This window comes from Nostoc flagelliforme FACHB-838 (assembly GCF_014698065.1).
GTDB classification, from domain to species: Bacteria; Cyanobacteriota; Cyanobacteriia; order Cyanobacteriales; family Nostocaceae; genus Nostoc; species Nostoc flagelliforme_B.
In genome coordinates this window covers 18,632-43,193 of sequence record NZ_JACJSI010000002.1, presented here as the reverse complement: position 1 = coordinate 43,193, position 24,562 = coordinate 18,632, and the positions used below count along the sequence as shown (strand labels likewise).

Annotated in this window: 24 protein-coding genes; 9 read left to right on the top strand and 15 right to left on the bottom strand. The window is 43.5% G+C overall.

The features are described 5' to 3' along the window. Positions 1-27: 27 nt before the first annotated feature. The 3 genes from H6G97_RS01315 to H6G97_RS01305 all read left to right on the top strand — a co-directional run bounded on the left by H6G97_RS01315 (position 28) and on the right by H6G97_RS01305 (position 2,360). The gene (locus H6G97_RS01315; RefSeq protein WP_190938940.1) at positions 28-1,425 is read left to right on the top strand and encodes a DICT sensory domain-containing protein; all 1,398 of its coding nucleotides are present in this window, start codon (positions 28-30) and stop codon (positions 1,423-1,425) included. Continuing rightward, positions 1,422-2,060, top strand: a complete 639-nt coding sequence (locus H6G97_RS01310) for a pentapeptide repeat-containing protein (protein WP_190938939.1) — start codon at positions 1,422-1,424, stop codon at positions 2,058-2,060. The genes H6G97_RS01315 and H6G97_RS01310 overlap by 4 nt, the downstream gene beginning before the upstream one ends. A gap of 102 nt (positions 2,061-2,162) precedes the next feature. Further along, positions 2,163-2,360 (top strand): hypothetical protein, encoded by a 198-nt coding sequence (locus H6G97_RS01305; RefSeq protein WP_190938938.1) that lies wholly within the window; start codon positions 2,163-2,165, stop codon positions 2,358-2,360. Here the strand turns inward: H6G97_RS01305 and H6G97_RS01300 are convergent. From H6G97_RS01300 to clpS, 4 genes are all read right to left on the bottom strand, one after another. Further along, complete coding sequence (locus H6G97_RS01300) at positions 2,344-2,514, bottom strand: hypothetical protein (protein WP_190938937.1); 171 nt, start codon at positions 2,512-2,514, stop codon at positions 2,344-2,346. The genes H6G97_RS01305 and H6G97_RS01300 overlap by 17 nt on opposite strands. A gap of 3 nt (positions 2,515-2,517) precedes the next feature. After that, complete coding sequence (locus H6G97_RS01295) at positions 2,518-2,862, bottom strand: hypothetical protein (protein WP_190938936.1); 345 nt, start codon at positions 2,860-2,862, stop codon at positions 2,518-2,520. A gap of 160 nt (positions 2,863-3,022) precedes the next feature. Continuing rightward, positions 3,023-3,856 carry a CPBP family intramembrane glutamic endopeptidase gene (locus tag H6G97_RS01290; protein ID WP_190938935.1) on the bottom strand — a complete coding sequence of 278 codons (834 nt, stop codon included), beginning with the start codon at positions 3,854-3,856 and terminating at the stop codon, positions 3,023-3,025. 58 nt (positions 3,857-3,914) lie between these two features. Then, complete coding sequence (gene clpS, locus H6G97_RS01285) at positions 3,915-4,196, bottom strand: ATP-dependent Clp protease adapter ClpS (protein WP_069070124.1); 282 nt, start codon at positions 4,194-4,196, stop codon at positions 3,915-3,917. A gap of 300 nt (positions 4,197-4,496) precedes the next feature. On the opposite strand from clpS, the gene H6G97_RS01280 reads away from it, so the two are divergent. After that, positions 4,497-4,913 carry a hypothetical protein gene (locus H6G97_RS01280; RefSeq protein ID WP_190938934.1) on the top strand — a complete coding sequence of 139 codons (417 nt, stop codon included), beginning with the start codon at positions 4,497-4,499 and terminating at the stop codon, positions 4,911-4,913. Positions 4,914-5,103: 190 nt separating this feature from the next. Here H6G97_RS01280 and H6G97_RS01275 read toward each other — a convergent pair whose 3' ends face one another. Further along, positions 5,104-5,304: a hypothetical protein gene (locus tag H6G97_RS01275; protein ID WP_190938933.1), complete on the bottom strand. Its 201-nt coding sequence runs from the start codon at positions 5,302-5,304 to the stop codon at positions 5,104-5,106. A gap of 471 nt (positions 5,305-5,775) precedes the next feature. Between H6G97_RS01275 and H6G97_RS01270 the strand changes: the two genes are divergently transcribed. The 4 genes from H6G97_RS01270 (at position 5,776) to H6G97_RS01255 (ending at position 12,745) form a co-directional block, all read left to right on the top strand. After that, positions 5,776-6,105, top strand: a complete 330-nt coding sequence (locus H6G97_RS01270) for an STAS domain-containing protein (protein ID WP_190938932.1) — start codon at positions 5,776-5,778, stop codon at positions 6,103-6,105. Between the two features lie 147 nt (positions 6,106-6,252). Continuing rightward, complete coding sequence (locus tag H6G97_RS01265) at positions 6,253-8,997, top strand: TIGR03960 family B12-binding radical SAM protein (RefSeq protein ID WP_190938931.1); 2,745 nt, start codon at positions 6,253-6,255, stop codon at positions 8,995-8,997. Positions 8,998-9,935: 938 nt separating this feature from the next. Continuing rightward, positions 9,936-12,080: a ribonuclease E gene (rne, locus tag H6G97_RS01260; protein ID WP_190938930.1), complete on the top strand. Its 2,145-nt coding sequence runs from the start codon at positions 9,936-9,938 to the stop codon at positions 12,078-12,080. 8 nt (positions 12,081-12,088) lie between these two features. Then, entirely contained in the window at positions 12,089-12,745 is a 657-nt protein-coding gene (locus H6G97_RS01255; RefSeq protein WP_190938929.1) for a ribonuclease HII, read from the top strand. An 8-nt stretch (positions 12,746-12,753) separates the two neighbouring features. Here H6G97_RS01255 and H6G97_RS01250 read toward each other — a convergent pair whose 3' ends face one another. Further along, positions 12,754-13,341: a DUF1997 domain-containing protein gene (locus H6G97_RS01250; RefSeq protein WP_190938928.1), complete on the bottom strand. Its 588-nt coding sequence runs from the start codon at positions 13,339-13,341 to the stop codon at positions 12,754-12,756. A 464-nt stretch (positions 13,342-13,805) separates the two neighbouring features. Here H6G97_RS01250 and pheA point away from each other — a divergent pair, with 464 nt between their 5' ends. After that, on the top strand, positions 13,806-14,681 hold the full coding sequence (pheA, locus tag H6G97_RS01245; protein ID WP_190938927.1) for a prephenate dehydratase: 876 nt from the start codon (positions 13,806-13,808) through the stop codon (positions 14,679-14,681). A gap of 132 nt (positions 14,682-14,813) precedes the next feature. Here pheA and H6G97_RS01240 read toward each other — a convergent pair whose 3' ends face one another. The 9 genes from H6G97_RS01240 to H6G97_RS01200 form a co-directional block, all read right to left on the bottom strand. Continuing rightward, positions 14,814-15,461 carry an LON peptidase substrate-binding domain-containing protein gene (locus H6G97_RS01240; RefSeq protein ID WP_099099764.1) on the bottom strand — a complete coding sequence of 216 codons (648 nt, stop codon included), beginning with the start codon at positions 15,459-15,461 and terminating at the stop codon, positions 14,814-14,816. Positions 15,462-15,659: 198 nt separating this feature from the next. Beyond that, a complete protein-coding gene (rpsJ, locus tag H6G97_RS01235) occupies positions 15,660-15,977 on the bottom strand; it encodes a 30S ribosomal protein S10 (protein ID WP_017320518.1) in 318 nt (105 codons plus the stop codon). A gap of 178 nt (positions 15,978-16,155) precedes the next feature. Further along, positions 16,156-17,385, bottom strand: coding sequence for an elongation factor Tu (tuf, locus tag H6G97_RS01230; RefSeq protein ID WP_109011175.1), 1,230 nt, complete (start codon positions 17,383-17,385; stop codon positions 16,156-16,158). Positions 17,386-17,408: 23 nt separating this feature from the next. Beyond that, positions 17,409-19,487 carry an elongation factor G gene (gene fusA, locus H6G97_RS01225; RefSeq protein ID WP_190938926.1) on the bottom strand — a complete coding sequence of 693 codons (2,079 nt, stop codon included), beginning with the start codon at positions 19,485-19,487 and terminating at the stop codon, positions 17,409-17,411. 139 nt (positions 19,488-19,626) lie between these two features. Next, complete coding sequence (gene rpsG, locus H6G97_RS01220; protein WP_069070112.1) at positions 19,627-20,097, bottom strand: 30S ribosomal protein S7; 471 nt, start codon at positions 20,095-20,097, stop codon at positions 19,627-19,629. A gap of 526 nt (positions 20,098-20,623) precedes the next feature. Next, positions 20,624-21,007 (bottom strand): 30S ribosomal protein S12, encoded by a 384-nt coding sequence (gene rpsL, locus H6G97_RS01215; RefSeq protein WP_012410236.1) that lies wholly within the window; start codon positions 21,005-21,007, stop codon positions 20,624-20,626. Positions 21,008-21,154: 147 nt separating this feature from the next. Next, on the bottom strand, positions 21,155-21,484 hold the full coding sequence (locus tag H6G97_RS01210) for a HesB/IscA family protein (protein ID WP_190939064.1): 330 nt from the start codon (positions 21,482-21,484) through the stop codon (positions 21,155-21,157). 243 nt (positions 21,485-21,727) lie between these two features. Beyond that, positions 21,728-22,147 carry a cupin domain-containing protein gene (locus tag H6G97_RS01205; RefSeq protein WP_190914194.1) on the bottom strand — a complete coding sequence of 140 codons (420 nt, stop codon included), beginning with the start codon at positions 22,145-22,147 and terminating at the stop codon, positions 21,728-21,730. Positions 22,148-22,446: 299 nt separating this feature from the next. Next, the gene (locus H6G97_RS01200; RefSeq protein WP_422394151.1) at positions 22,447-24,474 is read right to left on the bottom strand and encodes a phosphodiester glycosidase family protein; all 2,028 of its coding nucleotides are present in this window, start codon (positions 24,472-24,474) and stop codon (positions 22,447-22,449) included. Positions 24,475-24,562 lie beyond the last annotated feature (88 nt).

Here is a 24,562-nt window from a genome sequence, read left to right as displayed (position 1 = left end):
TCTCTGCGGTTATTTTTACCAAATCCCATGTTAGAAGGTTCAATCCTACAACGGTTAGAAACAGCCCATCGTCACACAACCAGGCCAATTCGATTCGGTGTTTACTACAAAAATACCCTAGTTGCCCTGTGCCATGCTCTAGAAGACCATATCTTAACGGATGACGGTACACCCTTAGTCATCTCAGCCTTTCAACAAGGTAAATGGTATCTACAAGAAGCCGGGCGATATGCAGACATTGCCCAGCGCAGCCGCGAAATTGCTATCATGGCTGCTTCTGAATCTGGCTTTGCTGAACATCCCACAAGTCTTTTACCTAATGTAGACTTAGTGGCATTAGATTCAGTCGATCCAGTGGCGCAGGAGTGGCACTTAATTATTTTATCGCCTAAATACACAGCAATGGTAATTTGTCAAGAATTATCGGAAGCTGATTATGGCAGCGCTGGAGTACCGACATCAGACTTAGAGCGAAAATTCTATGGGTTGTGGACATTTGAACCAGAGTTAGTCCAAGAGACAGCAGAAATAGCGATCGCTCACATCAAAAAATACAACCCAGAACTGGCGGAAAAACTCACAGCCGATAAACAGCAAATTGTACCGTCAATAGATAGATCCCAAAATTTAGGTGCAGTTGTCTCCCGTGTAGTAGATTACCTCCAGACTGGGCAAGATAATTTATCCATCCCCACAGCGCCTCAGAAACAAACGCTAGATCGCAACTTGGTTTCTAACGAAATCCAAGCTTTTTTGCGAATGGCGCAACTGATGGATATGGCAGATGTCAACAATACAATGGCAGCTGCGGAAGTAGTAGTTCTTGCTGAAGCGATCGCCCAGCTTTTGGATCTTCCCGCATGGCAGATTAAGAGGTTGCGGCTAGCGGCTTTGTTACATCGCATAGATCCATTACAAAAAGCAGAAAGCGTACTCACAGGCGGTATATCCACACGCTACCAAGAAGATGCCCCGAGTTCTCCATTAACTTGTCCCTTAGTACCAGGGGCGCAAGTATTGCGAACCATGCCAAGATTACGAGCAGTTGCCCAAATTATCACTCACCAAAGCGAGTGGTGGAATGGCACAGGGGAACCAGCAGGTTTAGCTGGAGATGAAATTCCCTTAGAGTCGAGAATTTTGGCATTATTGGCAGATTTTCAGTGGCGACTCAATCAGCGAAAATCGTCAAATCAAAGCCGGGAACAAATATTTACTCAAGCTTTAGATGAGTGCAGACAGCAACAATCTACGCGCTTTGATCCTAAACTTGTAGATACCCTAGCTTTGTTAGTTATGGGTTTACAACAGGGACTCGACTTACCCTTGATGACACCCAAATTCAGCGCCGGCATCTGGATACTTGATTCCCAATGGGATAGCCACAGCAAGATCAGTGAAGAGATTGGTAGTTACTTTACATGAATATTGAAGCCATTAGATTAGGAAAACTCAAACAACTTCCAGGGGCAAATTTAGAAGACGAGGAACTCTCCCGACTGGATTTAAGCCGGATTAATCTTGCTGGTGCTACCCTTGTTGGCACTAATTTTGCTGGTTCTAAACTCGAAGGAGGGCATTTGGAGGGGGCAAATATGATGGGAGCCAACCTCCAAGCAACTGACTTACGGGCGAACTTGATGGGAGCAAACCTGATGCAAGCAGATTTAACAGGCGCTGACTTGCGGGGTAGCAATTTGCGTGGTGCTAACTTGATGGGAGCAAGACTGAGTGATGTGTCATTGGTAGGTGCTTTCTTGAGTGGTGCCAGTTTAATGAATGTGAACTTGCAAGGCGTAGACTTGCGCGGTGCTGACTTGCGCGGTGCAAACCTGACTGGGGCAAATCTCAAAGGTACAGACTTGAGTCGCGCCGATTTGCAAGGGGCTTTGTTGAGTGAAGCAAACCTGGAAGAAGCTGACTTGCGAGGGGCGAATTTGGCAGGGGCGAATTTGACAGGAGCGAATTTACTCTGTGCAGAGTTAGAAAGTGCAAATTTGAGCGGTGTTAATTTGAATAAAGCGTGTGTAGTGGGTACTGTAGTTGAGACGCTTGCGTAAAGATTGCACCAAAAAACCACCTATGCCGATTATTTGTATTTTTGAGGACTACCCAGAATTACATACTTCACCGCATAAGTCTCAATTATCATAATTATTTCCATGTTGACCGCGATCGCAAATCGGCAATGGAAACAGTTCAAAGAACTGGAAGCAGATTTTGTATCCCAGTATGGTGTAAAGGTATGGCAAGAGGTTTTTAATTTCCGTCTCAAGCCAGCACTGGATAAAGATTCTGACAGATGGCTACTGATCCAGTGGTGTGGTGAAGGAATTATCTCAGTCAAAAATGTGGTCTAGGTGCGATACCTAAGCCATCTGGATCAATTTGAAGGATGGCATTATTTTCAGAAAAGCCAAACTTAACATAGCTGTCAGCGATGGGGTTAGAACTACTATAACCAAGACTCTTCAGCAGTTGGCTAATCACAATTTTGTCGGAGCCTATAGTCAAGATTTATGACCGCCAGCGAAATACCTTTCTCATCATAAATATCGCTATACTTGCACCTATTGCCCCTAGCATACCCGGAATGAAGAATCCAGTAAAATTTTGATGAGCATAAATAATTACTTTAAGTATTTTATTTGGACTCTTGTCTTTCAGATTAAAAATCCCCCAGACTACTAGACCTTCATACCCTCCTATAGCCCCAATTAATAATCTAAATGTTTCAATAAAAAAATTAACTTTTCTTGTGATAATTAGAGTAGCTATGCCAGCAAATACTCCTCCCAATAAACATGGTGTAATTATTATTATGAGTAACATTAATAGCGTTTGATTGTCTGGTTCCCACATAACCTAAATTATTCATCTGGATAAAAGTTTGTCCACTTAAAAACATTATTGATTATCTACAGCTAAACAATTTAATAATAAATGCCTCGGCTATGACAGTTACTAAATCGTAACTAGATTTCTCATAAAAAAATAGCTGATACGACTAATAATTTAATTTTCATATATGACGCGATCGCTCAGTTCGCCCTCGTATCCACAAAGCTAGTACACTCATTAACAACACTCCCATAAGTCCTTGCAGGGGATTATTATTCACACCAGTTACCCAATCAGGAACTTGACCAGAATATTTCACTAATTCTCCAACATTAATAATGTAGTAGCCCCATACAAAACCACCATGCAGACCGATTGGTAAACCCAAGCGTCCCCTCCGCCAACGCTTTCCCCATACTTGCGTTAGCCCCAGCAGTACTAAAGCTGGAAATTGCGGCAGTGTATGAATAATTGCTTCCAAGGGTTTAATAAAGTGTAATGCAGCAAAGGCAATTGCATCTGTCCACATTGCCACACGCGGATTGTAATCTCGTTGTAACTCATCTAGCAACCAGCCTCGGAATAACAATTCCTCAGCAAATCCAATACCTAAGCCAACAAGTAAACCCTCTAAAATTACTTTTAGCAAAAAAACTTTCGGTTGCTGCCACACCAACCAACCCAAAATACCTTGTAACCCAAAAAGTATCAGAGTATTAATTATTCCCATAGCCAAGCCACGCAGTAAATCCATACCGTTTTGCCGCGTGAATTCTAAGCCATAATGCCGCAGAATTTGGGGCTGCTGGTAGACATATTTACCCCATAGTCTCAGGAGAAAAATAAATACTGCATATAAGAATACCAATGTCAATATACTTTCTAAGTTTGAATCATGTACTAGTAAGTATATTGGTGTAGCTAATGGCAACCATAGCAACAATAAATTCAGAATAAAACAGCCCAGCCTGATAGGGGCAGGGCGTTCAACTAAACGGACAAGGTTTTCTTTCATACCAATGTAAGTCACCAGCCAATACTCTATACTTCAACTAATGACCAATGACTAATGACTATTCGTCAGGTTCAATCGTGCTACTTAAACCGTGACTTTTCAATGTTTCGCAATAAAACTCAGCGTGTTCCAGGGCGCAAGTAATGACTAAAGCTAGCCCATTAGTATGGGCTTCCATCATGATGCTTACGGCTTGGGGTTGGGTAAGGCTTGGAACAGTCGCTATTAGTGACTGTACAACATGCTCCATAGAGTTGTAGTCATCGTTATGGAGCAAAACGCGATACCGAGGCGCGAGCTTGCGGGTTGTGGAAGGCTTTTGAATAGTTTCAACTGACACGGCTCTTTGCTCTTTTCTCGTTACTTCACTACAACAAAGTTTCTGTTTTGCGATCGCTCAACAGTTGTTTACCTATTCTATAGTATTTCTGCTCAGATACTATGCTAGAAAAACCCTTTGCTGCGAGGAATTGGTTGTATTAGTTTTGCGTAGCTACTTATGAGGCACATGTGTTAGACATCGTTGCCGTGAGAGTGCTACCTTAATCTTATAGAAGCTTTCCTTAAACGTAGCGCATTTTCATTTTTAAGATTAAGGAACTTGCAAAATAATCTTTGCCCCTGCCCAAACTGCATAATCATGGACATTAGCCTAGATTTTCTTCAACCAGGACAAATTGTGTCTTTAGAGCATGGCGACAGGAATCTGTATGCAGAAGTCATTGAATTTATAGTTTCCCGCCAGTTATGCTGGGTGCGTCCTTTATTAATGGTTACTTTCATTCAAGAATCGCCGCTAATTACCGATTTGCGAGATGCGTCTGACCTGCTTTGGCCTGCCAATTTATTTCGACCAACTTTAGACACAGAAGTAATTACCTTCTTGAGCCAAGTTTTAGCAAAAGAACCAAAAACTCAACCTGACTCAGCCGCAAAGCAGCAACTCAATCAATTTATTCACCAACTTTGGCAAGCATATCAAGAGGGATTGGAGATTAGGGCATTTAATACCGACAGCATTACCAACAACAGAATTTTTTCTAGGCCCCCTGACTAAACTTAGTTACCAATTACGTTAGCGAGTCTTTTACCTTCGCATAGCCTCTCCAAGAGTTGGGGAGATGCCGAAGGGGATAGCCTAGCGTTAACGAGTCATCTCTCAAAGGGAAACCCAAGGGCGATAGCGCAGCGTTAGCGAGTCATCGAGCGTCACGAGCGTCATTACGAATTACAAATTACGAATTATTCTAATATCCCAGGCTAGGAACCAACTGGATTCGGCCAGCATCCATCTCTGCCATTAATAATTCTAGGGCTTCGTAATCAACATCAGAAATGTAACCCCGTTCCGTCAGTTCTGAGTTTATTTCATTCTCTATCTCAGGAGTTAGTTTTTTTATGTCAAGAGCTTTTTCGACCAATTTACGAATAACGTACTGAGTTCTCATAAGTAATAGCCCAACCGTATATGATACTAATCATCCCAGATCAGCCTAAGTATAAAGAGTGATCCAAACACTAACTTACTAGTGATATATATCACAATTTAATTAGTCAGTTAGATAATTCGCTATGACTTTGCCGTATGCGATCAGCAACGCTAAGGTGAGAGATTTAACTTGCTGTTAAGAATTAGCTAAATTAGCTCTATTTATAGACTAAGCAAGTTTTCTCAGCATAGTTACTGATAATTTGTCTGCTCTATGGCTGTCTATAGTTGATTGTTTTTGAACTGAGATAAAAAAAAAGTATACATAAACACATTTCAAGCTGGAATTATAACAATCTTTAAACAGAGAGACTAAAGCAATAAAGATTCAGCAAAGAGAGCTAAGACGTATGGTCGATGCTACAAAATAGAGTTTATGTTCAAATAATCCTTAGCTTGACGCTCCAACAATTCTCAACAGGATGTAACTATGCAAGCAGTGCTTAACTATCCCAAGATTGCAGTTATTCGCCCCCAAGGGTCTTTGAATGCTGCAAACGCCTTGGAATTTGAACGAGATATGACCACAGTGTTGGCACAAAATGGTGTTTCCATCTTGGTAGTAGACCTAGCAGCAGTAGAATCGTTAGATAGCGCGGGGTTGATGGCATTGTTATCTACACACAAGCTGGCTCTTACTTTAGGACGGAGTTTCCAAATTTGTGCTGTTGCTCCATCAATAAGAATTATTTTTGAACTGACGCAACTCGATCGGGTATTTGAAATATTAGATAGTGAGGCTGAGTTGGCCCAAACATAACTTGATCTAAAAGCACAAAGATTCGGGCAATGAGTGGACTTTATGTAAAGGAGTTGTAAGTTGCAACGATAAACCTGTTAGAAGACCTAATTCAATGCTAAGGTTGGGGTTGGTTAGCTGTAATTAAGGTAGCTAGAAGATAGCACAGTGGTTGTTGCAGTTGAAAAATTAATAACGTCAGATATTTCAAAACCGGCCCGTTACCTAGGTAACGAGCTATTAGCAGTACACAAACCTTGGGATACGACAGCAATACATTGGGTTTTAACCTACCCAGAAGTGTATGAAGTCGGTGCGTCTAATTTAGGGCACATTATCCTTTATAACATCTTGAATGCCCAACCGCGTCAATCGTGCGATCGCGCCTACCTCCCAGGGCAAGACCTAGCAGCCAAACTACGCGAAACTAATACGCCATTGTTTGCGGTAGAGTCGAAGCGATCGCTGATAGAATTCGACATTTTAGGCTTTAGCCTCAGTTATGAACTGGGTGCAACTAATATCCTCGAAATGTTGGATTTGGCCGGAATTCCCTTGACGTGGCGAGAAAGGCAGGAGCGCACAGGGAAAGAGGGGCAAGGGGATAAAGGAGAATTTAGCAATATCCAGTCCTCATATCCGTTGATTTTTGCTGGTGGGCAAACAGCAACATCCAATCCTGAGCCTTATGCCGACTTCTTTGACTTTTTCGCCCTTGGAGATGGAGAAGAACTGCTGCCAGAAATTGCTCTGGTGTTGGAAGAAGGCAAACAAGCAGGATTGAGTCGGGAACATCTATTACTAGATTTGGCACAGATACCAGGCGTATATGTGCCTCAGTTTTACGACATGGCAGAGGATGGCTCAGTTCATCCTCATCGCCCAGACGTGCCAAAACGAATTTTGCGACGGGTTGCAACTCCCATACCAGCATATTCTATTGGGTTAGTTCCCTACGTAGAAACGGTGCATGACCGCTTGACCATTGAGATTCGGCGTGGTTGCACTCGTGGCTGTCGCTTTTGTCAACCAGGAATGCTGACTCGACCAGCACGGGATGTAGAACCCGATAAGGTTGTAGAAGCAATTGAACAAGGTATGCGGGCAACTGGTTACAATGAGTTTTCCCTACTATCTTTGAGTTGTTCTGATTATTTATCCCTGCCAGCAGTGGGGATGGAAATCAAAAATCGCTTAAAAAATGAAAACATTTCTTTGACTCTACCAAGCCAACGGGTAGACAGATTTGATGAAAATATTGCCAACATCCTGGGAGGAACACGCCAAAGTGGACTGACTTTTGCTCCAGAAGCTGGTACTCAGCGGATGCGAGACATCGTAAATAAGGGTTTGACAAATGAAGAATTGTTGCGGGGAGTAAAAACCGCTTGGGAGCAAGGCTGGGATAAAATCAAGTTGTATTTTATGATTGGCTTGCCGGGTGAGACGGATGTTGATGTTTTGGGCATTGCGGAAACAGTAAGCTGGCTACAGCGAGAATGTCGGGGCAAAGGCAGAAAACCCCTAAACTTTAACCTAACGATTTCTAACTTTACGCCCAAGCCACATACACCATTTCAGTGGCACTCAGTTTCTACAGCTGAATTTAAGCGTAAACAAAACTTGCTACGGCAAGAATTCCGCTGGATAAAGGCAGTAAAGGTAAATTTTACCGATGTCCGCATTTCGGCAATGGAAGATTTTGTGGGACGAGGTGATCGCAATTTAGGTAAAGTAGTGCGCCGTGCCTGGGAATTGGGTGCTGGTATGGATTCCTGGTATGAAAATTTAGATCAAGCTTTTAGTGCTTGGGGATCTGCGATCGCCCAAGCTGATTTAGATTGGAAATACCGCCAAGTAGAAAATGGCGAATGGAATTTGTTTCACACAGAGGCGCAGAAGAGATCGGAAGATGCGGAAAATACCCAACTCCTAACTCCTGTACAGACGCGATTAATCGCATCTCTCCCCAATAGAGACGCGATTAATCGCGTCTCTCCCCACTCCGTTGATATTCGCCTACCCTGGGATCATATTGATACCGGGATTGATAAAAAGTGGCTCCAAGAAGACTTGCAACGTGCATTAGAAGCAGCAATTGTACCCGACTGCTCTTTTGAAGGTTGTTCTCATTGTGGTGTCTGTGGCACTGACTTTGGGCATAACATCGTGATTGAATCACCTGTTATCCCAAAATTCGCTGGCGAGTTTATCCCCAACACAACTAAAGCCCAAAGGCTGCGAGTTTGGTTCGGAAAACAGGGTAATATGGCTTTGATGAGCCACTTGGATTTAATCCGTCTGTTCGACCGAATTGTGCGGCGAGCAGGCTTACCAATCGCTTTCACAGGTGGGTTTCATCCAATGCCGCGAATTTCTTTAGCAACTGCTTTGGCTCTAGGGGCTACTAGCAGCGGTGAAATTGCAGATTTTGAGTTGACAGTGCCAGTGGAGGTTGGTACTTTCCGAGAACAGTTGGCTCGTGAAATGCCCACAGACATACCTATATATAATGTGGAGCAGATAGATTTAAAAGCTAGTGCCGCTACCCAACTGCTAGAGTCCGCAGAGTATTTAATTACTGTAGCAGCACTTGAAGAAACAACATCTATACAATGGCAAGACTGGATTAATACAATCAAAGCAAAAGAGGAACTTTGGTACGAGCAAACAACTAAGTCAGGTAAGAGCCAATTAATAAATCTGCGCGATCGCTTGTTTGAACTGGAATTAGTAGAAACTCACAATAGCAAAACAGAATTTATGTCATCCGTGATCCGTTATCTAGGTAGCTATCGCCAGGACGGTTTGCTGTTGCGTCCCGAACAAATCCTGTTTATGCTAAAGACAGTGGCTAGTGTAGAATTTCAACTCCTGCATATCCACCGCAATCGGCTAATTTTAGGGGTATAATCCCTGTAGGGCAACTTGCTAGTAGTTCGTCCTGACATGGCAGCTTATAGGAATTGATTTTTAGTAAGGTTGCGTTAGAATAGTGTGAAGAGAAATTTTCTGGCGCTGCATTGAATTAGCTGGTTCACTACCCTGGTATTCAGGGGGCGAAAGCAAAGATATTAGAGTGCAACTTCTAGGATTTATATCCCAGACAAAAAAAGCATAATTAAGAATGCACACTTTCTCTATAGCTACCTTGTGAATCAGTAACTAACAGCAGGCTCGGTTAGCTTCTCTAAATCCATTTTTTTTAAACAACTGCTGAATGTCTAATCCACAGTAGTACCCAAAAGCTAGTGCATTAGTTTTTTAGAGTTGAAGCAACTGCCGTCGGTTAGTCTGACTTGTAGACGTTCATAGACGCGCAAAGCGCGGCTTGCCTTAGGCTAGAACGGCTCAAGGTAGGGTAGTAACTGGCGTTGCTGAGTATAACCCTAAGGATAAAACCGGGGAATGGAACATAGAAATAGTTTCTTTTTCTTAACGAATTCAGTAGGTTACTCTCAAATGAATGTCCTGAGTTAAAATGCTCACTCAGGATTTAAAACTTTCAACTCAGAACTCTCTTGATTGAGTGTGTGTTTTGCAATTAAATCAACCACGGACGGTTGATTTAATTGCTTAAACAATATGCAGCCGTTCTAGAATAATCAGCCGTGGAAACGCTCTTAAGAGCGCCAATCGCTATTTAACTTAGAAGCCCAGGTTTGCGATTTTTATTATCAGTAGCGCCTTTTGAGGGTTGTGAGGGCAGCAAAAATATAATATCAAACCGAGAAAAGACTGGTATTAAAACTGACGCAAAGACGCGGGGAGTTTTGAATTACAAGTAATTAACCGGGCTTGATACAACAAACCTCAAACCTGTAAGTGCTGCCAATTTTTGAGGAAATTGAATGCCAAAACAAATTATCATCGCGGAGCAGCACCAAATTGCTGCGGTTTTTTCTGAAGATCAAATACAGGAACTCGTTGTTGCTACCGGTCATCATCAAATAGGTGATATCTACTTAGGAGTAGTAGAAAACGTATTACCTGGGATAGATGCAGCTTTCGTCAATATTGGCGACCCCGAGCGCAACGGTTTTATTCACGTTACTGACTTGGGGCCATTGAAGCTCAAGCGTACCGCAGCGGCAATTACAGAATTACTAGCACCACAGCAGAAAGTTTTGGTGCAAGTAATGAAAGAGCCAACGGGGACAAAAGGGCCCAGGCTTACGGGTAATATTACCTTACCCGGACGCTATGTAGTACTAATGCCTTATGGTAGAGGTGTAAATTTATCTCGACGGATTAAAAGTGAAAGTGAGCGCAACCGCTTGCGGGCACTAGCGATTTTGGTCAAACCGGCGGGAATGGGTTTGCTCGTGCGTACAGAAGCCGAAGGCAAACCCGAAGAAGCAATTATGGAAGATTTGGAGTTGCTGCAAAAGCAATGGGAGGCGATCCAGCAGGAAGCGCATTCCACCCGCGCCCCAGCACTGCTCAACCGAGATGATGACTTTATTCAGCGCGTATTGCGGGATATGTACGGCGCGGATGTAAATCGAATTGTCGTAGATTCCAGTACCGGTTTGAAGCGCGTCAAACAGTACTTGCAGAATTGGAGTGGCGGTCAAACACCGCAGGGATTGTTAATTGACCATCACCGCGATCGCTCGCCAATTTTAGAGTACTTCCGTATCACTGCCGCCATTCGGGAAGCGCTGAAACCGAGAGTAGACCTACCTTCTGGTGGTTACATTATCATTGAGCCGACAGAAGCACTAACCGTAATCGATGTTAACTCCGGTTCCTTCACGCGATCGGCAACAGCTAGAGAAACAGTTTTGTGGACAAACTGCGAAGCTGCAACAGAAATTGCTCGCCAGTTGCGTCTGCGGAATATTGCCGGAGTGATCGTTGTTGATTTTATTGATATGGAATCGCGACGTGACCAACTACAAGTTCTCGAACATTTTAATAAAGCACTCAAAGCAGACAAAGCTCGTCCTCAGATTGCCCAACTCACCGAACTAGGTTTAGTAGAATTGACCCGCAAACGTCAGGGTCAAAATATTTACGAATTATTTGGTGAAACTTGTCCTACCTGTGGCGGTTTAGGACATACCGTGCGTCTCCCCGGAGAAATCGAAAACCGATTGCCAATACCGGCAGACACACCAGAACGTGAGCGTTTTGTATCCCTACCTCACCGAGAACCACGTCAGCCATCTGCCCGCACCCCGGAACCACGAGAAACCTATGATGGGTTTGGGGAAGCATTTGACGGCGACCCGGAATTGAGTAATCTAAATCTAATCAATCATCCTAGTTATCAAGAACTGAATGATAATAAGCGTCGTACCCGCACTCGCCGCAGTCGAATTGGCATTAATGGGTTAAATGGGAAAGATGAAGCTCGGGTTATTCCCAATCCCTTAGCTTTTGTCAACGAGCCAGATTTAGACCTTGATGTGGAACCAGAAATAGGCTTTGTACCAGAAATACCCTCACCCACCCTTGGTAAACCAGGCTGGAGTGAAAGAGTAGAGCGCACTAAAGTTATCAAAGCAGAACCAATTAAGCCAGTGGTAGAACCACCGGAGATTAGGACTGTAGAAATGAGCCTCCAAGAACAGGATATATTTGCCTTAATGGGAATATCTCCTTTGGTGAAGTTGGAGCAAGAGGTTAAAAATACCAAGTCTGTGATTATTAATGTGATTCAGCCTGGTCAAGTGCCAACGACCCCAACTGAATCAACCTCAGAATCAACTATTGCCCAAAAAGCAACACCTGAAATAACCACTGTTGCCCAAAAAGCAACACCTGAAATAACCACAAGCAAAATACCGACACCAAAAGTTATTGAGCCAGAACAAAAATCTTTGATAGAAGAGCCAACTGAACCATCGGAATTGACTGCAAATCCTTCGGAACCTTTGTCTGCAAAAACCTCTGCCGCCAGCGAGATCGCAGATGAAAGTGAAGCTAATAGTAGCGCCACTGCCAGCCGTCGCCGCCGCCGTCGTTCTTCAGCAATTGAAGATAATTAATTTGTTTTATGGTGGAAACGTCGCCAGCACCGTTGGAAAAATCCAGTTGGCTGGAGTTTTCTACCTTGTCAGGGATTCCAGGGTTGGTTGCAGGTATAGATGAAGTAGGGCGAGGTGCCCTATTTGGCCCTGTAGTGGCAGCAGCAGTGATATTACCAAGTCATGCTTTGCCAATACTGATAGCAGCTAAAATTAAAGACAGTAAAAAGTTGTCTAGTCTTCGGAGAACTCAGGTAGCGCAGCAAATTTGTGAGCTAGCTATAGACTGGAATATTGGGTTTGCTTCTACTGCCGAAATTGACAAGATAAATATTTTGCAAGCAACGCTGTTAGCAATGAAGCGGGCTGTGCTGAAGTTAAAGGTACAGCCTGCACTTTGCTTGGTTGACGGCAATCAGTCAATTAAAGACTTGCTATTGCCGCAACAAACAGTAGTCAAAGGGGATGAGCGATCGCTCGCTATTGCCTCTGCTAGTATTGTTGCTAAGGTTTGGCGTGATGAACTGGTAATGCGTTTAGCATTAAAATACCCTATGTACAACCTGGAGTGTAACAAGGGTTATGGTAGCCAGCGGCATTTGCTGGCTTTGCAACAATACGGGCCCTCGCCCCTACATCGTCAGTCTTTTCGTCCTTGCCAAATCAAAGTACCGAACGCTGAGTAATTAAATAATTACTCAGCATTCAGGATTGGCAATTCAGTACTGTTACCGTCCAATCGTCTATCTTTAGTTTGTGATATCACCCAGTAACGATAATCCGCCAAAAGTTGATTTAATAACCGTTGCTTGACTGATAAGAGTACACTTTTGAGCAAAGCATTGCCAGTAGCTTCTAAAATCGGCTTAGGAGTGAAAGAAAATGGTGGTGGCAAATCCACCAGCACTTCTAAATCAGCTTTTCCTTGCAGGCGAGTGCCACTGCTTAATTCTTTGGGAGAGAGATGCCCTTTTAAATTAAGAGCAAAGCGCTGGTTAATATACTCGAAGCCCAGAATTTCACAGCCTAGCGATCGCAAATAAATTATTCCATTTGATTCTGCCCAAACTCTCATGTCTACAGTAGGTTGAATACTCAACGACATAAAAGTTAACGGACGCATTTTCAAGCGAAATATCTCATCAGAAAGCTGCTCAATCCGACTGTTGTCAGCCAAAGCCTTAACCAGACGTTGAGGCTGGCGCAAGTAGTGCTGAATGGGAATAGGCTGCTCTGGAACAGCGATTTCAACCGATTGGGAGGCAGTAAACCGGGTAGCCATGAGCGGATAAAAATATCTGTTTCTTAATTTTAATATTTTTTAATAAATTAAATCTGATTATTAGAAAACTACAAAATTTATTGATCATAAAAATCATTGTTGCTTATCAGCTATACATAATTAGCAAAAAGTTGGTACGCTCATTACTATCTTTAGTTCAATCAATATAGACTATGTATGTATTGACAAAAAAACAATAATATGAATCTTTCAAGGCACAGAAATCAATATAATTGCTTTTGAATCTCCAAGGAATTTAGCAAAAAAAACTATCAGGAAATCAATCTGGTAGAAGTGCTGTTTTCCACAAATTGTTTTCCTAGATACATATTTCGCTCTATTCGTTTAGTGCGTAAATTTTAGAGATAACAGTGATTAGTAAGAATAGATTTGGATATATTTGCCAAGACCAAAATATCATAATCTCTATTTACCGATTAAACTCGCAACTCAAGGCTAAAGGCATGACTTTATCAATCGCACATTTAGGGCCTCCCGGCACTTATACAGAACAAGCAACTGTTTTTTATGCCAACTGGCTAACTAAAAATACGGCAGTTGAAGCTAGTCTATGTCCCTATCCCACCATTTCCCAGTCACTGCACGCCGTTGCTGATGGTCAAGCCCACTTGGCTGTTGTGCCAGTGGAAAATTCTATTGAAGGGAGTGTGACTATGACATTAGATACACTGTGGCAGTTGGACAGTTTGCAAATTCAGTTAGCCTTAGTATTACCTATTGTCCATACGTTAATTTCTTGTGCGTCTAGCTTAGATAAAATCAAAACTGTTTACTCTCATCCGCAAGCTTTGGCACAATGTCAAGGATGGTTAGAGCAGTTTCTCCCATCTGTACAGATTATTCCCAGCAATTCTACAACCGAAGCACTACAACGATTGGAGCAAGAGACAACAACAGCAGCGATCGCCTCTAGTAGAGCAGCTCAACTTTACAACCTGCCGATCCTTGCTAGTGGCATCAACGACTATCCAGAAAACTGTACTCGTTTTTGGGTAGTAAGTCAGAGTGAAACGAACGCTGAATATCAGCCATCAAAAGTGCCTACCAGTCACACATCACTGGCTTTTAGTATGCCTGCTAACACACCCGGAGCATTGCTCAAACCTTTGCAAATATTTGCTCAACTAGGAATTAACCTTAGCCGAATTGAATCTCGTCCAACAAAGCGATCGCTAGGCGAATACTTATTTTTTATGGATTTAGAAGCGGATCTCAAGAAAGCACAAATGCAATCTGCTTTAGCAGAATTAACTATCCACACAGAAATTTTAAAAATTCTTGGCGCTTACAATGTTTTACCGATCAGCGCTGTTACTTGAGAAGTTAGGAGTTAAAAATTATCATTTTGGATTTAGGAGTTACCAGTTATCAGCTAGGAAATATAAATTATAAGTTGTCGATCTTTTATTTTTGTTTTTTTTCCTAACTCGTAACTTCTAACTCCTCACTCTTCACTTTTCACTAAATGTGTCTTTGAGAACAGCGCGAGCTGCCAAGTGATTGCGAGTAGAGGTTAAAATTTCTGCTTCCCGCTCTAGACGAGTTACAGTATCTTGCATTTCTAACAATAATTGCTGCTCTGCGGCGACACCATAAAGGTTACTGGCTACCCAATAAGATAACTCTGTAGGTAGATCAGGCAAATCTTCTGGTAATTCGATATTTTGTTCGGTTAATTTGGCTGATAGACGCACAACATCTCGCAGTAGTTGTTCTACCTCCGAAGATAAAGGTCGCAAATCTTTAGTCGGTGGTTGGTCTTCTATCCACTCTACTAAACCAACGCGGTATGGCTTTTCACGAACATATTCTAATACACGAAATCTTTGCTGCCCTAAAGTCATCATCTTGATCCGATCATCTGGCAGCCGTTGGTGATGAATAATTTCGGCACAGCAACCAGTGTTTGCGATTGTACCTTTGACTGGATCGAACATCAAAACACCGAACCTGCGATCGCTTTCCAAAATCGTGTTCATCATGATTCGGTAGCGAAATTCAAAGATGTGCAAAGGCAATGGTCTGGTAGGAAACAGAACTACTTCGGGTAACGGGAACAGAGGGAGTTCGCGAACTGCAATTTTAGAAGATGATGTCATTGTTACTTTGGTATAAACTTAATTCTTAAAAATAATTTTTCTCTGCTTTTCCCTTATTTTGTTTACATTCTATCATTTGTTTCCTAGCGAAATAAAAGCCCTGAGATATATTTCTTCAGGGCAATGTAAAAAAGTATACAAATTTTATTGCTCATTAGTCATTAGCAAAGGACAAATGACCAATGACTAATGACTAAATTAAAGTTTGACTTCGATATCTACACCCGATGGTAGATCCAATTTCATCAGGGCATCAATAGTTTTAGAAGAGGGCTGGTAAATATCAATAATCCGGCGATGAGTACGGGTTTCAAAGTGTTCTCGTGAATCTTTATCTACGTGAGGCGATCGCAGCACACAATAGATGCGGCGTTTTGTTGGTAAAGGAATTGGGCCTACGGCTGTAGCATTGGTGCGGTTAGCTGTATCTACAATCTTCTCGCAAGATGTGTCTAATAAGCGTCGGTCAAAAGCCTGTAAGCGAATTCTAATTTTCTGCTGCTGTAGAGTTGCCATCTTTAATTTTCCAGGTTCTGCGTAATTAGGGGAGTATTTATTGGTTAAAGGTTACAAGTTATAAGTTACAGAAAACTATTACTTGTCCCCTGTAACCTATTACCTTTTTATAGAGGGAAGAGAAAGGAGCAGAGAGGCACTATACCATCTCTGCTCCTTTGTTATGAGCGAAAAGGTGCTACTTGATAATTTTAGAGACGACACCAGCACCGATGGTGCGACCACCTTCGCGGATAGCGAAGCGCATTCCTTGTTCAATAGCGATCGCGTTGATCAATTCTACTGTCATCTTGATGCGATCGCCTGGCATCACCATTTCTACTTCTTTGCCTTCATCGGAGGTGTAGGCTTTGATGGTACCAGTTACATCAGTTGTCCGCACATAGAACTGGGGACGGTAGCCAGCGAAAAATGGAGTCTTACGACCACCTTCTTTTTCTGTTAAGACATACACCTCACCTTCAAATTCATTGTGAGGTTTAATCGAACCAGGTTTGGCGATGACCATACCCCGTTCAATATCAGCCTTCTGGATACCCCGCAGTAGTACCCCAGCGTTATCCCCAGCCATACCTTGGTCGAGACTCTTCTTGAACATCTCAATACCAGTTACGGTAGTGGCGCGAGTATCTCTGATACCCACAAGTTCAACGTTATCGCCAACTTTGACTACACCCCGCTCAATCCGACCGGTGGCGACAGTACCACGACCTGTAATTGAGAAAACGTCTTCTACAGCCATCAGGAAGGGTTTATCAACATCCCGCTCAGGAGTGGGGATGTAAGAATCTACAGCATCCATCAGTTCGTAGATTTTGTCTACCCACGGATTTTCACCGCGTTGGGTCTTAGGATTCTTGGTCATTGCTTCCAGAGCTTGCAGACCAGAGCCTTTGATAATGGGGATATCATCGCCAGGGAAATCGTAGCTGGAAAGCAGTTCTCTAAGTTCTAGTTCTACTAGTTCCAAGAGTTCTGGGTCATCCATCAAATCTTCTTTGTTCAAGAAGACAACCAGACTGGGAACACCTACCTGTTTTGCTAACAGGATGTGTTCGCGGGTTTGGGGCATAGGGCCATCGGTAGCAGCAACTACGAGGATACCTCCATCCATCTGAGCAGCACCGGTGATCATGTTCTTCACATAGTCAGCGTGTCCTGGACAGTCTACGTGAGCATAGTGCCGATTTGCAGTTTCATACTCTACGTGAGCGGTATTAATGGTAATACCCCGTGCTTTTTCTTCTGGGGCATTATCAATTTGGTCGTAGCCCTTAGCTACAGCCTGACCCATAGCTGCCAAGGTCATGGTGATGGCTGCTGTCAAGGTAGTTTTACCGTGGTCAACGTGGCCAACTGTACCGATATTAATGTGGGGTTTATTCCTTTCAAACTTTGCACGTGCCATGAATGCTCATTTCCTTATTTTAACTAAGCGTTCCCTTTGCTTTTTGCAATGATAGTTTCAGCTACGCTGCGAGGAACCTCTTCGTAGTGGCTGAACTCCATCGTGAAGGTACCCCGACCTTGCGTTTTTGACCGAATATCAGTGGCGTAGCCAAACATGCTTGCCAGTGGAACTTTAGATGTTACCTTAGCGAGTCCCTTTTCGGTGCTTTGGCTTTCAATCTGCCCTCGGCGGGTGTTGAGGTCGCCAATGACGTTCCCCATATAGTCTTCAGGAACTTCAACTTCAACTTTCATCATAGGCTCTAAGATGACAGGTGAAGCTTTCAGGACAGCCTCTTTCATCGCCATTGAGCCAGCGATTTTGAAAGCCATTTCTGAAGAGTCTACATCGTGGTATGACCCATCAATTAGCGTCGCTTTAACGTCAATCAACGGATATCCAGCTAGAACGCCGGATTCGCAGCTTTCTTTCATTCCTTGTTCTGCAGGGCCAACGTACTCTTTAGGTACTGAACCGCCAGCAATTTTGGAAACGAATTCAAAGCCAGTACCGGGTTCTCCAGGCTCTAAATTGATCACAACGTGACCGTATTGGCCTTTACCACCACTTTGGCGGATGAATTTGCCCTCAACTTTGTTCACAGCTTTCCGAATTGTTTCTCGGTAAGCTACTTGTGGGGCACCTACATTCGCTTCCACCTTGAATTCTCGTAACATCCGGTCTACTAGAATTTCTAGGTGTAACTCTCCCATTCCCGCGATCACGGTCTGGTTTGTTTCCGGATCGACGCGGACACGGAAGGTGGGGTCTTCTTCTGAGAGAGATTGCAGAGCCTTGGACAGTTTGTCCATGTCGTTCTTGGTTTTGGGTTCAACCGCCACCGAGATTACAGGCTCAGGAATGAATAGGGATTCCAGAATTACTGGCGATCCATCATCACAAAGTGTGTCACCTGTCAAGGTGTCTTTCAATCCCAGAGCTGCTCCTAAATCACCCGCCCGCAGTTCATCGACATCTTGCCGATCGTCTGCCTTCATTAGAACTAAACGGGAAATCCGTTCTTTTTTATTCTTACTAGCGTTGAGAACGTAGCTGCCCTTTTTCAGGACACCAGAATAAACGCGAACAAATGTCAGGCGACCATAAGGGTCAGCCATAATCTTGAATGCCAGAGCTGCTAGGGGTTCGTTGTCATCAGCCCGCCGCTCAACAGTATCGCCATTGGGCAGTAAGCCTTGAATTGGCGGTACTTCACTTGGCGCTGGCAGGTAATCTACAACGGCATCCAGCATCAACTGCACGCCTTTGTTTTTAAATGCTGAACCACAAAGTACTGGTACAATCGTTCCCGCAATTGTGCCTTTACGCAGGGCAGTCCGAACTTCCTGTTCTGTAAGTTCTTCGCCCTCGAAGTACTTAGTCATCAAAGCATCATCGGTTTCTGCTGCGGCTTCTATTAGCTTGGTGCGGAATTCTTCTACCTGCGCTTTCAATTCTTCCGGGATATCGGTTTCTTGGATATCGGTTCCTTGGTCATTGGCGTAAATATACGCACGTTGCCCTACTAGGTCAACGATACCTCGGAAGTCATTTTCACTACCAATTGGTAGTTGAATGGCGATCGCATTCGCCCGCAGGCGATCGCGGATTTGGTCGTGAACTTTATAAAAGTTCGCTCCGGTGCGATCCATCTTGTTGATAAAGGCTATCCGAGGAACTTTGTAGCGTTCTGCTTGCCGCCACACTGTCTCAGACTGCGGTTGCACGCCGCCCACAGAACAAAATACTGCGATTACACCATCCAACACGCGCATGGAACGCTCAACTTCAATTGTGAAGTCTACGTGACCCGGAGTATCGATAATGTTTATTTGATGATCTTTCCAACTGGTACTGATAGCAGCAGCAGTAATGGTAATTCCCCGCTCCCGCTCCTGCTCCATCCAGTCTGTGACGGCAGTTCCTTCATGAACTTCGCCAATTTTATGAATTATCCCAGAGTAAAATAATATTCTCTCTGTTGTTGTTGTTTTGCCCGCATCTATATGCGCCGCAATACCAATGTTGCGTACTTTCTCTAGCGGGATCGTGCGTGCCACAGCTACCTCCTATAGTTTTTGCCTCATGATATCTTGTATATTACTCTTTGTTAAGATTCTATACTTTTAGGGAAAACCGTCTTCTTTTTGTAAATCATACGATATACCGCTTCTGGAGGGCGATATATCGCTTTTCTACTTAGTAACGATAGTGTGCGAATGCTTTGTTAGCTTCCGCCATCCGGTGCGTTTCTTCACGTTTCCGAATCGCATTGCCAGTTTCGTTAGCAGCATCCATTAATTCATTTGCCAGTTTGCTTGCCATTGTCCGGCCTGGTCTGGAGCGGGAATATTGCACTAACCAACGCAGTGCTAAGGTAGTGCCCCGTTCTGTACGCACTTCCATTGGTACTTGGTAGGTTGCTCCACCAACTCGCCGCGCCTTTACTTCTACTAAAGGCGTGGCATTTCGCACTGCTCTTTCAAAGGTTTCTAAGGCACCAGCACCAGTGCGTTCTTCAATAGTTTTTAATGCATCATAAACAATCCGTGCGGCAAGTGATTTCTTGCCATGACGCATGATCCGCCTGATAATCATGCTCACAAGGCGACTGTTATATACAGAGTCAGACGGGACTGGGCGCCTTTGAATAACACCACGACGAGACATACTTCACCTTTAATTCGGAATTGGCAACGAAATTATATGCTATCAGACACCGGAAACTAAAAGCTGTGGAACTCAACCCTCAGACTTTCTCAATTTTGTTCTCGACTGTTGCACCAAGGCTGACTTATTGACTGCCAATTTTGGATTAGAGTTTTTGGTAGATGTTCCGACCACAAGGATTGGAAAAATCAAAAGTCTGTAAGCCTCATCCCCTTGCGGGTTCGACCAATCCAAAATCGCAAATCTAAAATCTAATATTCATTGACTTGCTAGCTGCAACTAAATACTTAAGGCGACAACATTTTAAACTTTAGTGTCCAGATTAGAATTTTGCTGTGGGTTACAGCGTTTTCTTCTGAACTTCTACACTTGCTCGCTTAGTGTAGGTGTAGCTTGCTTGATTTTTTTAAACAGACTTGAGCAGCTTTCGTAACTGCTATTAGTACACAGACCCTGATAGTTTTTTGTCCTTGAGCGCTTCTAAGGTAGACGATTAATCGTGTTGGATGCGATTAATCGCCTAATCCTATTTTTTCGCTTCTTTCGGACGCTTGGTTCCATACTTGGAACGCCCTTGTTTGCGGTCTTTGACTCCGGCTGTATCTAGGGTGCCACGGATAATGTGGTATCTCACGCCTGGTAGATCCTTAACCCGACCGCCACGAATCATCACAACTGAGTGTTCTTGTAAGTTGTGACCAATACCTGGAATATAAGCTGTGACTTCAAATCCAGAGGTAAGTCTGACTCTTGCTACTTTACGTAGAGCTGAGTTAGGCTTTTTGGGTGTGGTCGTGTATACTCTGGTACAAACTCCCCGACGTTGAGGGCATTGTTTCAGAGCCGGGGACTTGGTTTTCTGACGCGCTTGCTCGCGCTCGTTGCGTATTAGCTGCTGTATTGTTGGCATGAGTTACAGCGCGTAAAGCTGCTTATATGTCTAAGTTTTAACAAATCCTAATTATATCGTTTTTTATTATTTTATGTCAATTGTAATTTTTCCTTAATTAGTTAGTTATTCTTCTTTTGTTATTGGTAAACGATCGCTAATTAAGGACTATTGACTAGTTGTGGAGAATGAATTACCACAGCCACAGGTTGCGATCGCCTGGGGGTTGTGGAAGCGAAAACCACCACCCATTAAGTCTTCTGAATAATCTACCCTCAAACCGTTGAGGTAAATTAAGCTGGCGGCATCTATGACTACTTGAATCTCATTCAAGTCGAGAACCTGGTCGCCAACTTTTATTACTTCATCGAAGGACATATCATAAAATAACCCGGAACAACCACCTGGTTTTACTGCCAATCGAAACAACATATTTGGCTGCTGCTTGGACTTTATTCGCCCAATCTCACTCACGGCTGCTTGACTCAGATGAATCATGGAACTCGTTTTTTGCAATTAAATACCCCATCTTCTATTTTACAGATGGGTTGACCCTCGCTTCTTGAAAATTCCAAATCACCGAAAGCATGAGCGCGATCGCTATTACTACATTTATAACATTAATATGCTTCAGTCCCTACCTTAACTAGGTAGGGACTACTGGTATGCAGTGGTTCCCAAAGATATGCACACAAATGTATTGAGTTTTGGGATTAGAGCTTTAATAGCGTTCTTTTAGTTTTAATCCTTAGTACGGGCATAGTCATCTTGGTAGCGAATAATATCATCTTCTCCCAAGTATTCGCCATTTTGCACTTCGATCAATACTAAGGGAATCACGCCAGGATTCTCTAAACGATGAGATGTACATTGAGGTACATAAGTTGACTCATTATTGCTCAGTAGTACTTCTTTCTCGCCACAAGTTACCCTAGCTGTACCAGAGACGACAATCCAATGTTCACTACGGTGATGGTGCATTTGTAGACTGAGGCGGTGTCCAGGCTTAACTTCAATGCGCTTAATTTTGTATCCGCGCCCTTCTTCCAAAACTGTAAAAGCACCCCAAGGACGTAACTCTGTTGCAGCAACGCCTCTGGAAGTGATGCTTGGGGGTATGTGTAGAGTTTCAGTCTGTGTAGTTTCTTGATATCGAGCCATCGTTACCTCATTTGGAGACATAACAAACCGTTAATACTCTTGACTATTGATCAAAAATCTGGCGCTATCTTATCTTGCAACTTTGAAAATCAGCAATTTTGTCGCACCTTGATAAACATAGCAAAATCAAACCTTATGGCGTAAAGCATCACTACTAAAACTCTGATGTCTACACAAAGTCTTCATCAAGCAAAATGACAGCTTGTTCTAAACTTTAAAAAGGGATTGGGCATGGGGCATGGGACATGGGTGATTAAGAAACTTTTCCATTCCCCATTCTTTAATCCCTACTCACTTAATTATCGTGGTTTTAGGAAAATACCAATTCCATTATGAACACGAGCAGCGGTACTAGGGGATCGATCAAGTAGTTGCCCTCCTAAGTAAAGGCTGGTGGAACTACCACCATCCAAATTTAGGGCATCCACACAGCCCATCTGTTGCATCAATTGAGCATGTTCTGCCAAATTAGGCCCATAACCGCCAACACGATTATGTGTGGCAGTAATCATCAGTGTGCCTGTTGCTGTTGTGCAAATACCGCTACGAATGGCCTTTTCGGCAATAAAGGCATTGCTGAATTTTTCGCCTTTGGCATCAAGGACAATTTGACGGTTTTGCACTAATAGCGGACCTGCTCCGATAATGTGGGGATAACGACTAAAATCAGCCGGGGTAGTGGCGCTGGAAATACTTACTGCGCTTCCAATAGGTAGCTGGGATGCAGCACTAGCAGCGTTAGCGCGTAAAGTTAGTAGGTAGCCATCCTGGGGAATCGGAATCGGCGTCTCACCAACTTTGCCGCCTGGTAGCTGACTAGTAATTTGGTCTTTCTGTACCACTAGGATAATTTCGTTATCCGTCAGGGGCGTGTAAGTTGATCCCCAAGCTGACGTGTAACGAGCAATCCCACTCTGGACATAACCGCTGTTGAGAAACAGAATTGGTAGGCGCTGGTCATTTGCTGTGATTAAAGTTTCTTCTAAGGTGAGACGACCGAAGTAAAATTGGCCAGAATCATTCCAAGCGATCGCACCTCGATTAAGAATAGGGCCTGATAACCACTGATTATCCCGACGAATCGCACCCAATGGCAATTTATTATTACGGTTAAAATAACCACCGTTAATTCCAGCTACTGCTAAGTAACGTTGTGCTGTTTGAATTAAGGGAGCAGTACCCGCAAGACCATCAGGACTAGCCCACATAGGTTTTAAGGTTAGCCCAAACTTGCGGGGATTAACTTCTAACCAGACCACCGGGAAGCGTTGTGTGCCTAAATTGACATACTGCTGTCGCCAGCGCAATCCTGGGCCCCAAGTAATACCCCGCTCTTCTAAAGGATCGGGTCGAATATTGATAATCAGGCGATTGGGGTTAGCGACAGTACTAACTTGAGGCGATAAACCAAAGGGAACGCTCAGACTAATAATAGTTTGGTTTTTCACCACCTCTACTTTTTGAATCAATGGTTCAGGGGTTGGAACCGATGCTGGTATTGGTTGTGTTGGTGTAACTGGTAATAATTGTTTGAGCAGGTTTGGCAGCAATGTTGGTGGCGCTGGTGGCTGGGGGGTACAGCGTTCTATCAAAAGGGGATCGGCTATTCCATCCAGGGTAATTGTCCACTGTCGATTTGGCGGTGTAGTGGGTTTGGGAGTTGGCGTGTCTGGATCAGAAGATGGAGTTTGGGGTTTTGCGATCGCTGATCCTTGTGCAACTTGCCAGGGAGTTGGACGATCTAAATCGACAAGAATCCGAGTTTGTTGCAAAGGGGCACTTGCCTCTGGAGGTTCCTGGCTCTGAACAATATTTGTGACTTGTGCTTTTGGGGTAGCAATCACCAAAATGTTGCCATTGGTTCGGATTTCCCATCCAGATGTTTGAGCAAAATTGCTAATATCCAGATAGCGATATGCTCCTAGTAGTCTGGTAGTTAAAACCAGTGGTGTTGTCACGGATGAAAACCACTGTATTGGTTGCTTTGCTGAGTTACTACTGTTTAAGAAATTTACTCCAATTAACTGCCTAAATACCCCATCACTGAGATGAGTTGTGATCTGACCAGCTTTTCCAGGTCGCTGCAACCAAGTTCCTGGTAAAGTACGACCATTGAGGGAAATTTGATTACCAGAGGAGACTACGCCTGTTAAAGCAGGTGCAGGTGACTGGGAGATGAGCCTTGGTATTGATTGGGCGTTTTTTGGAGACTCCTGGGCGCTACTAGCACAGGTAGTAGTTAAGCATAGTGTTATTAAAAGTATTGGTGACATAGTAGCCCGGAAAAATCTGCGTTCGCTAATCCCTGATTGGCAACAATTCGGCATTTTTACCATAATTTACTAGGTATTTTTGAAAACTATTAGCCAAGGTATAAACTAACTAAATTATTTGGAAATATCAAAAAAACGTGAC

Bases quoted from the DNA above. Each gene is read 5' to 3' on its own strand.
- H6G97_RS01255 (WP_190938929.1), top strand. From the start codon at position 12,089: ATGGTGGAAACGTCGCCAGCACCGTTGGAAAAATCCAGTTGGCTGGAG.
- H6G97_RS01280 (WP_190938934.1), top strand. From the start codon at position 4,497: ATGGACATTAGCCTAGATTTTCTTCAACCAGGACAAATTGTGTCTTTA.
- tuf (WP_109011175.1), bottom strand. From the start codon at position 17,385: ATGGCACGTGCAAAGTTTGAAAGGAATAAACCCCACATTAATATCGGT.
- rpsL (WP_012410236.1), bottom strand. From the start codon at position 21,007: ATGCCAACAATACAGCAGCTAATACGCAACGAGCGCGAGCAAGCGCGT.
- rne (WP_190938930.1), top strand. From the start codon at position 9,936: ATGCCAAAACAAATTATCATCGCGGAGCAGCACCAAATTGCTGCGGTT.
- H6G97_RS01200 (WP_422394151.1), bottom strand. From the start codon at position 24,474: ATGCCGAATTGTTGCCAATCAGGGATTAGCGAACGCAGATTTTTCCGG.
- rpsJ (WP_017320518.1), bottom strand. From the start codon at position 15,977: ATGGCAACTCTACAGCAGCAGAAAATTAGAATTCGCTTACAGGCTTTT.
- H6G97_RS01310 (WP_190938939.1), top strand. From the start codon at position 1,422: ATGAATATTGAAGCCATTAGATTAGGAAAACTCAAACAACTTCCAGGG.
- H6G97_RS01290 (WP_190938935.1), bottom strand. From the start codon at position 3,856: ATGAAAGAAAACCTTGTCCGTTTAGTTGAACGCCCTGCCCCTATCAGG.
- pheA (WP_190938927.1), top strand. From the start codon at position 13,806: ATGACTTTATCAATCGCACATTTAGGGCCTCCCGGCACTTATACAGAA.
- H6G97_RS01275 (WP_190938933.1), bottom strand. From the start codon at position 5,304: ATGAGAACTCAGTACGTTATTCGTAAATTGGTCGAAAAAGCTCTTGAC.
- H6G97_RS01315 (WP_190938940.1), top strand. From the start codon at position 28: ATGTTAGAAGGTTCAATCCTACAACGGTTAGAAACAGCCCATCGTCAC.
- H6G97_RS01205 (WP_190914194.1), bottom strand. From the start codon at position 22,147: ATGGCTCGATATCAAGAAACTACACAGACTGAAACTCTACACATACCC.
- rpsG (WP_069070112.1), bottom strand. From the start codon at position 20,097: ATGTCTCGTCGTGGTGTTATTCAAAGGCGCCCAGTCCCGTCTGACTCT.
- H6G97_RS01240 (WP_099099764.1), bottom strand. From the start codon at position 15,461: ATGACATCATCTTCTAAAATTGCAGTTCGCGAACTCCCTCTGTTCCCG.
- H6G97_RS01305 (WP_190938938.1), top strand. From the start codon at position 2,163: ATGTTGACCGCGATCGCAAATCGGCAATGGAAACAGTTCAAAGAACTG.
- H6G97_RS01295 (WP_190938936.1), bottom strand. From the start codon at position 2,862: ATGTGGGAACCAGACAATCAAACGCTATTAATGTTACTCATAATAATA.
- H6G97_RS01250 (WP_190938928.1), bottom strand. From the start codon at position 13,341: ATGGCTACCCGGTTTACTGCCTCCCAATCGGTTGAAATCGCTGTTCCA.
- H6G97_RS01210 (WP_190939064.1), bottom strand. From the start codon at position 21,484: ATGATTCATCTGAGTCAAGCAGCCGTGAGTGAGATTGGGCGAATAAAG.
- H6G97_RS01270 (WP_190938932.1), top strand. From the start codon at position 5,776: ATGCAAGCAGTGCTTAACTATCCCAAGATTGCAGTTATTCGCCCCCAA.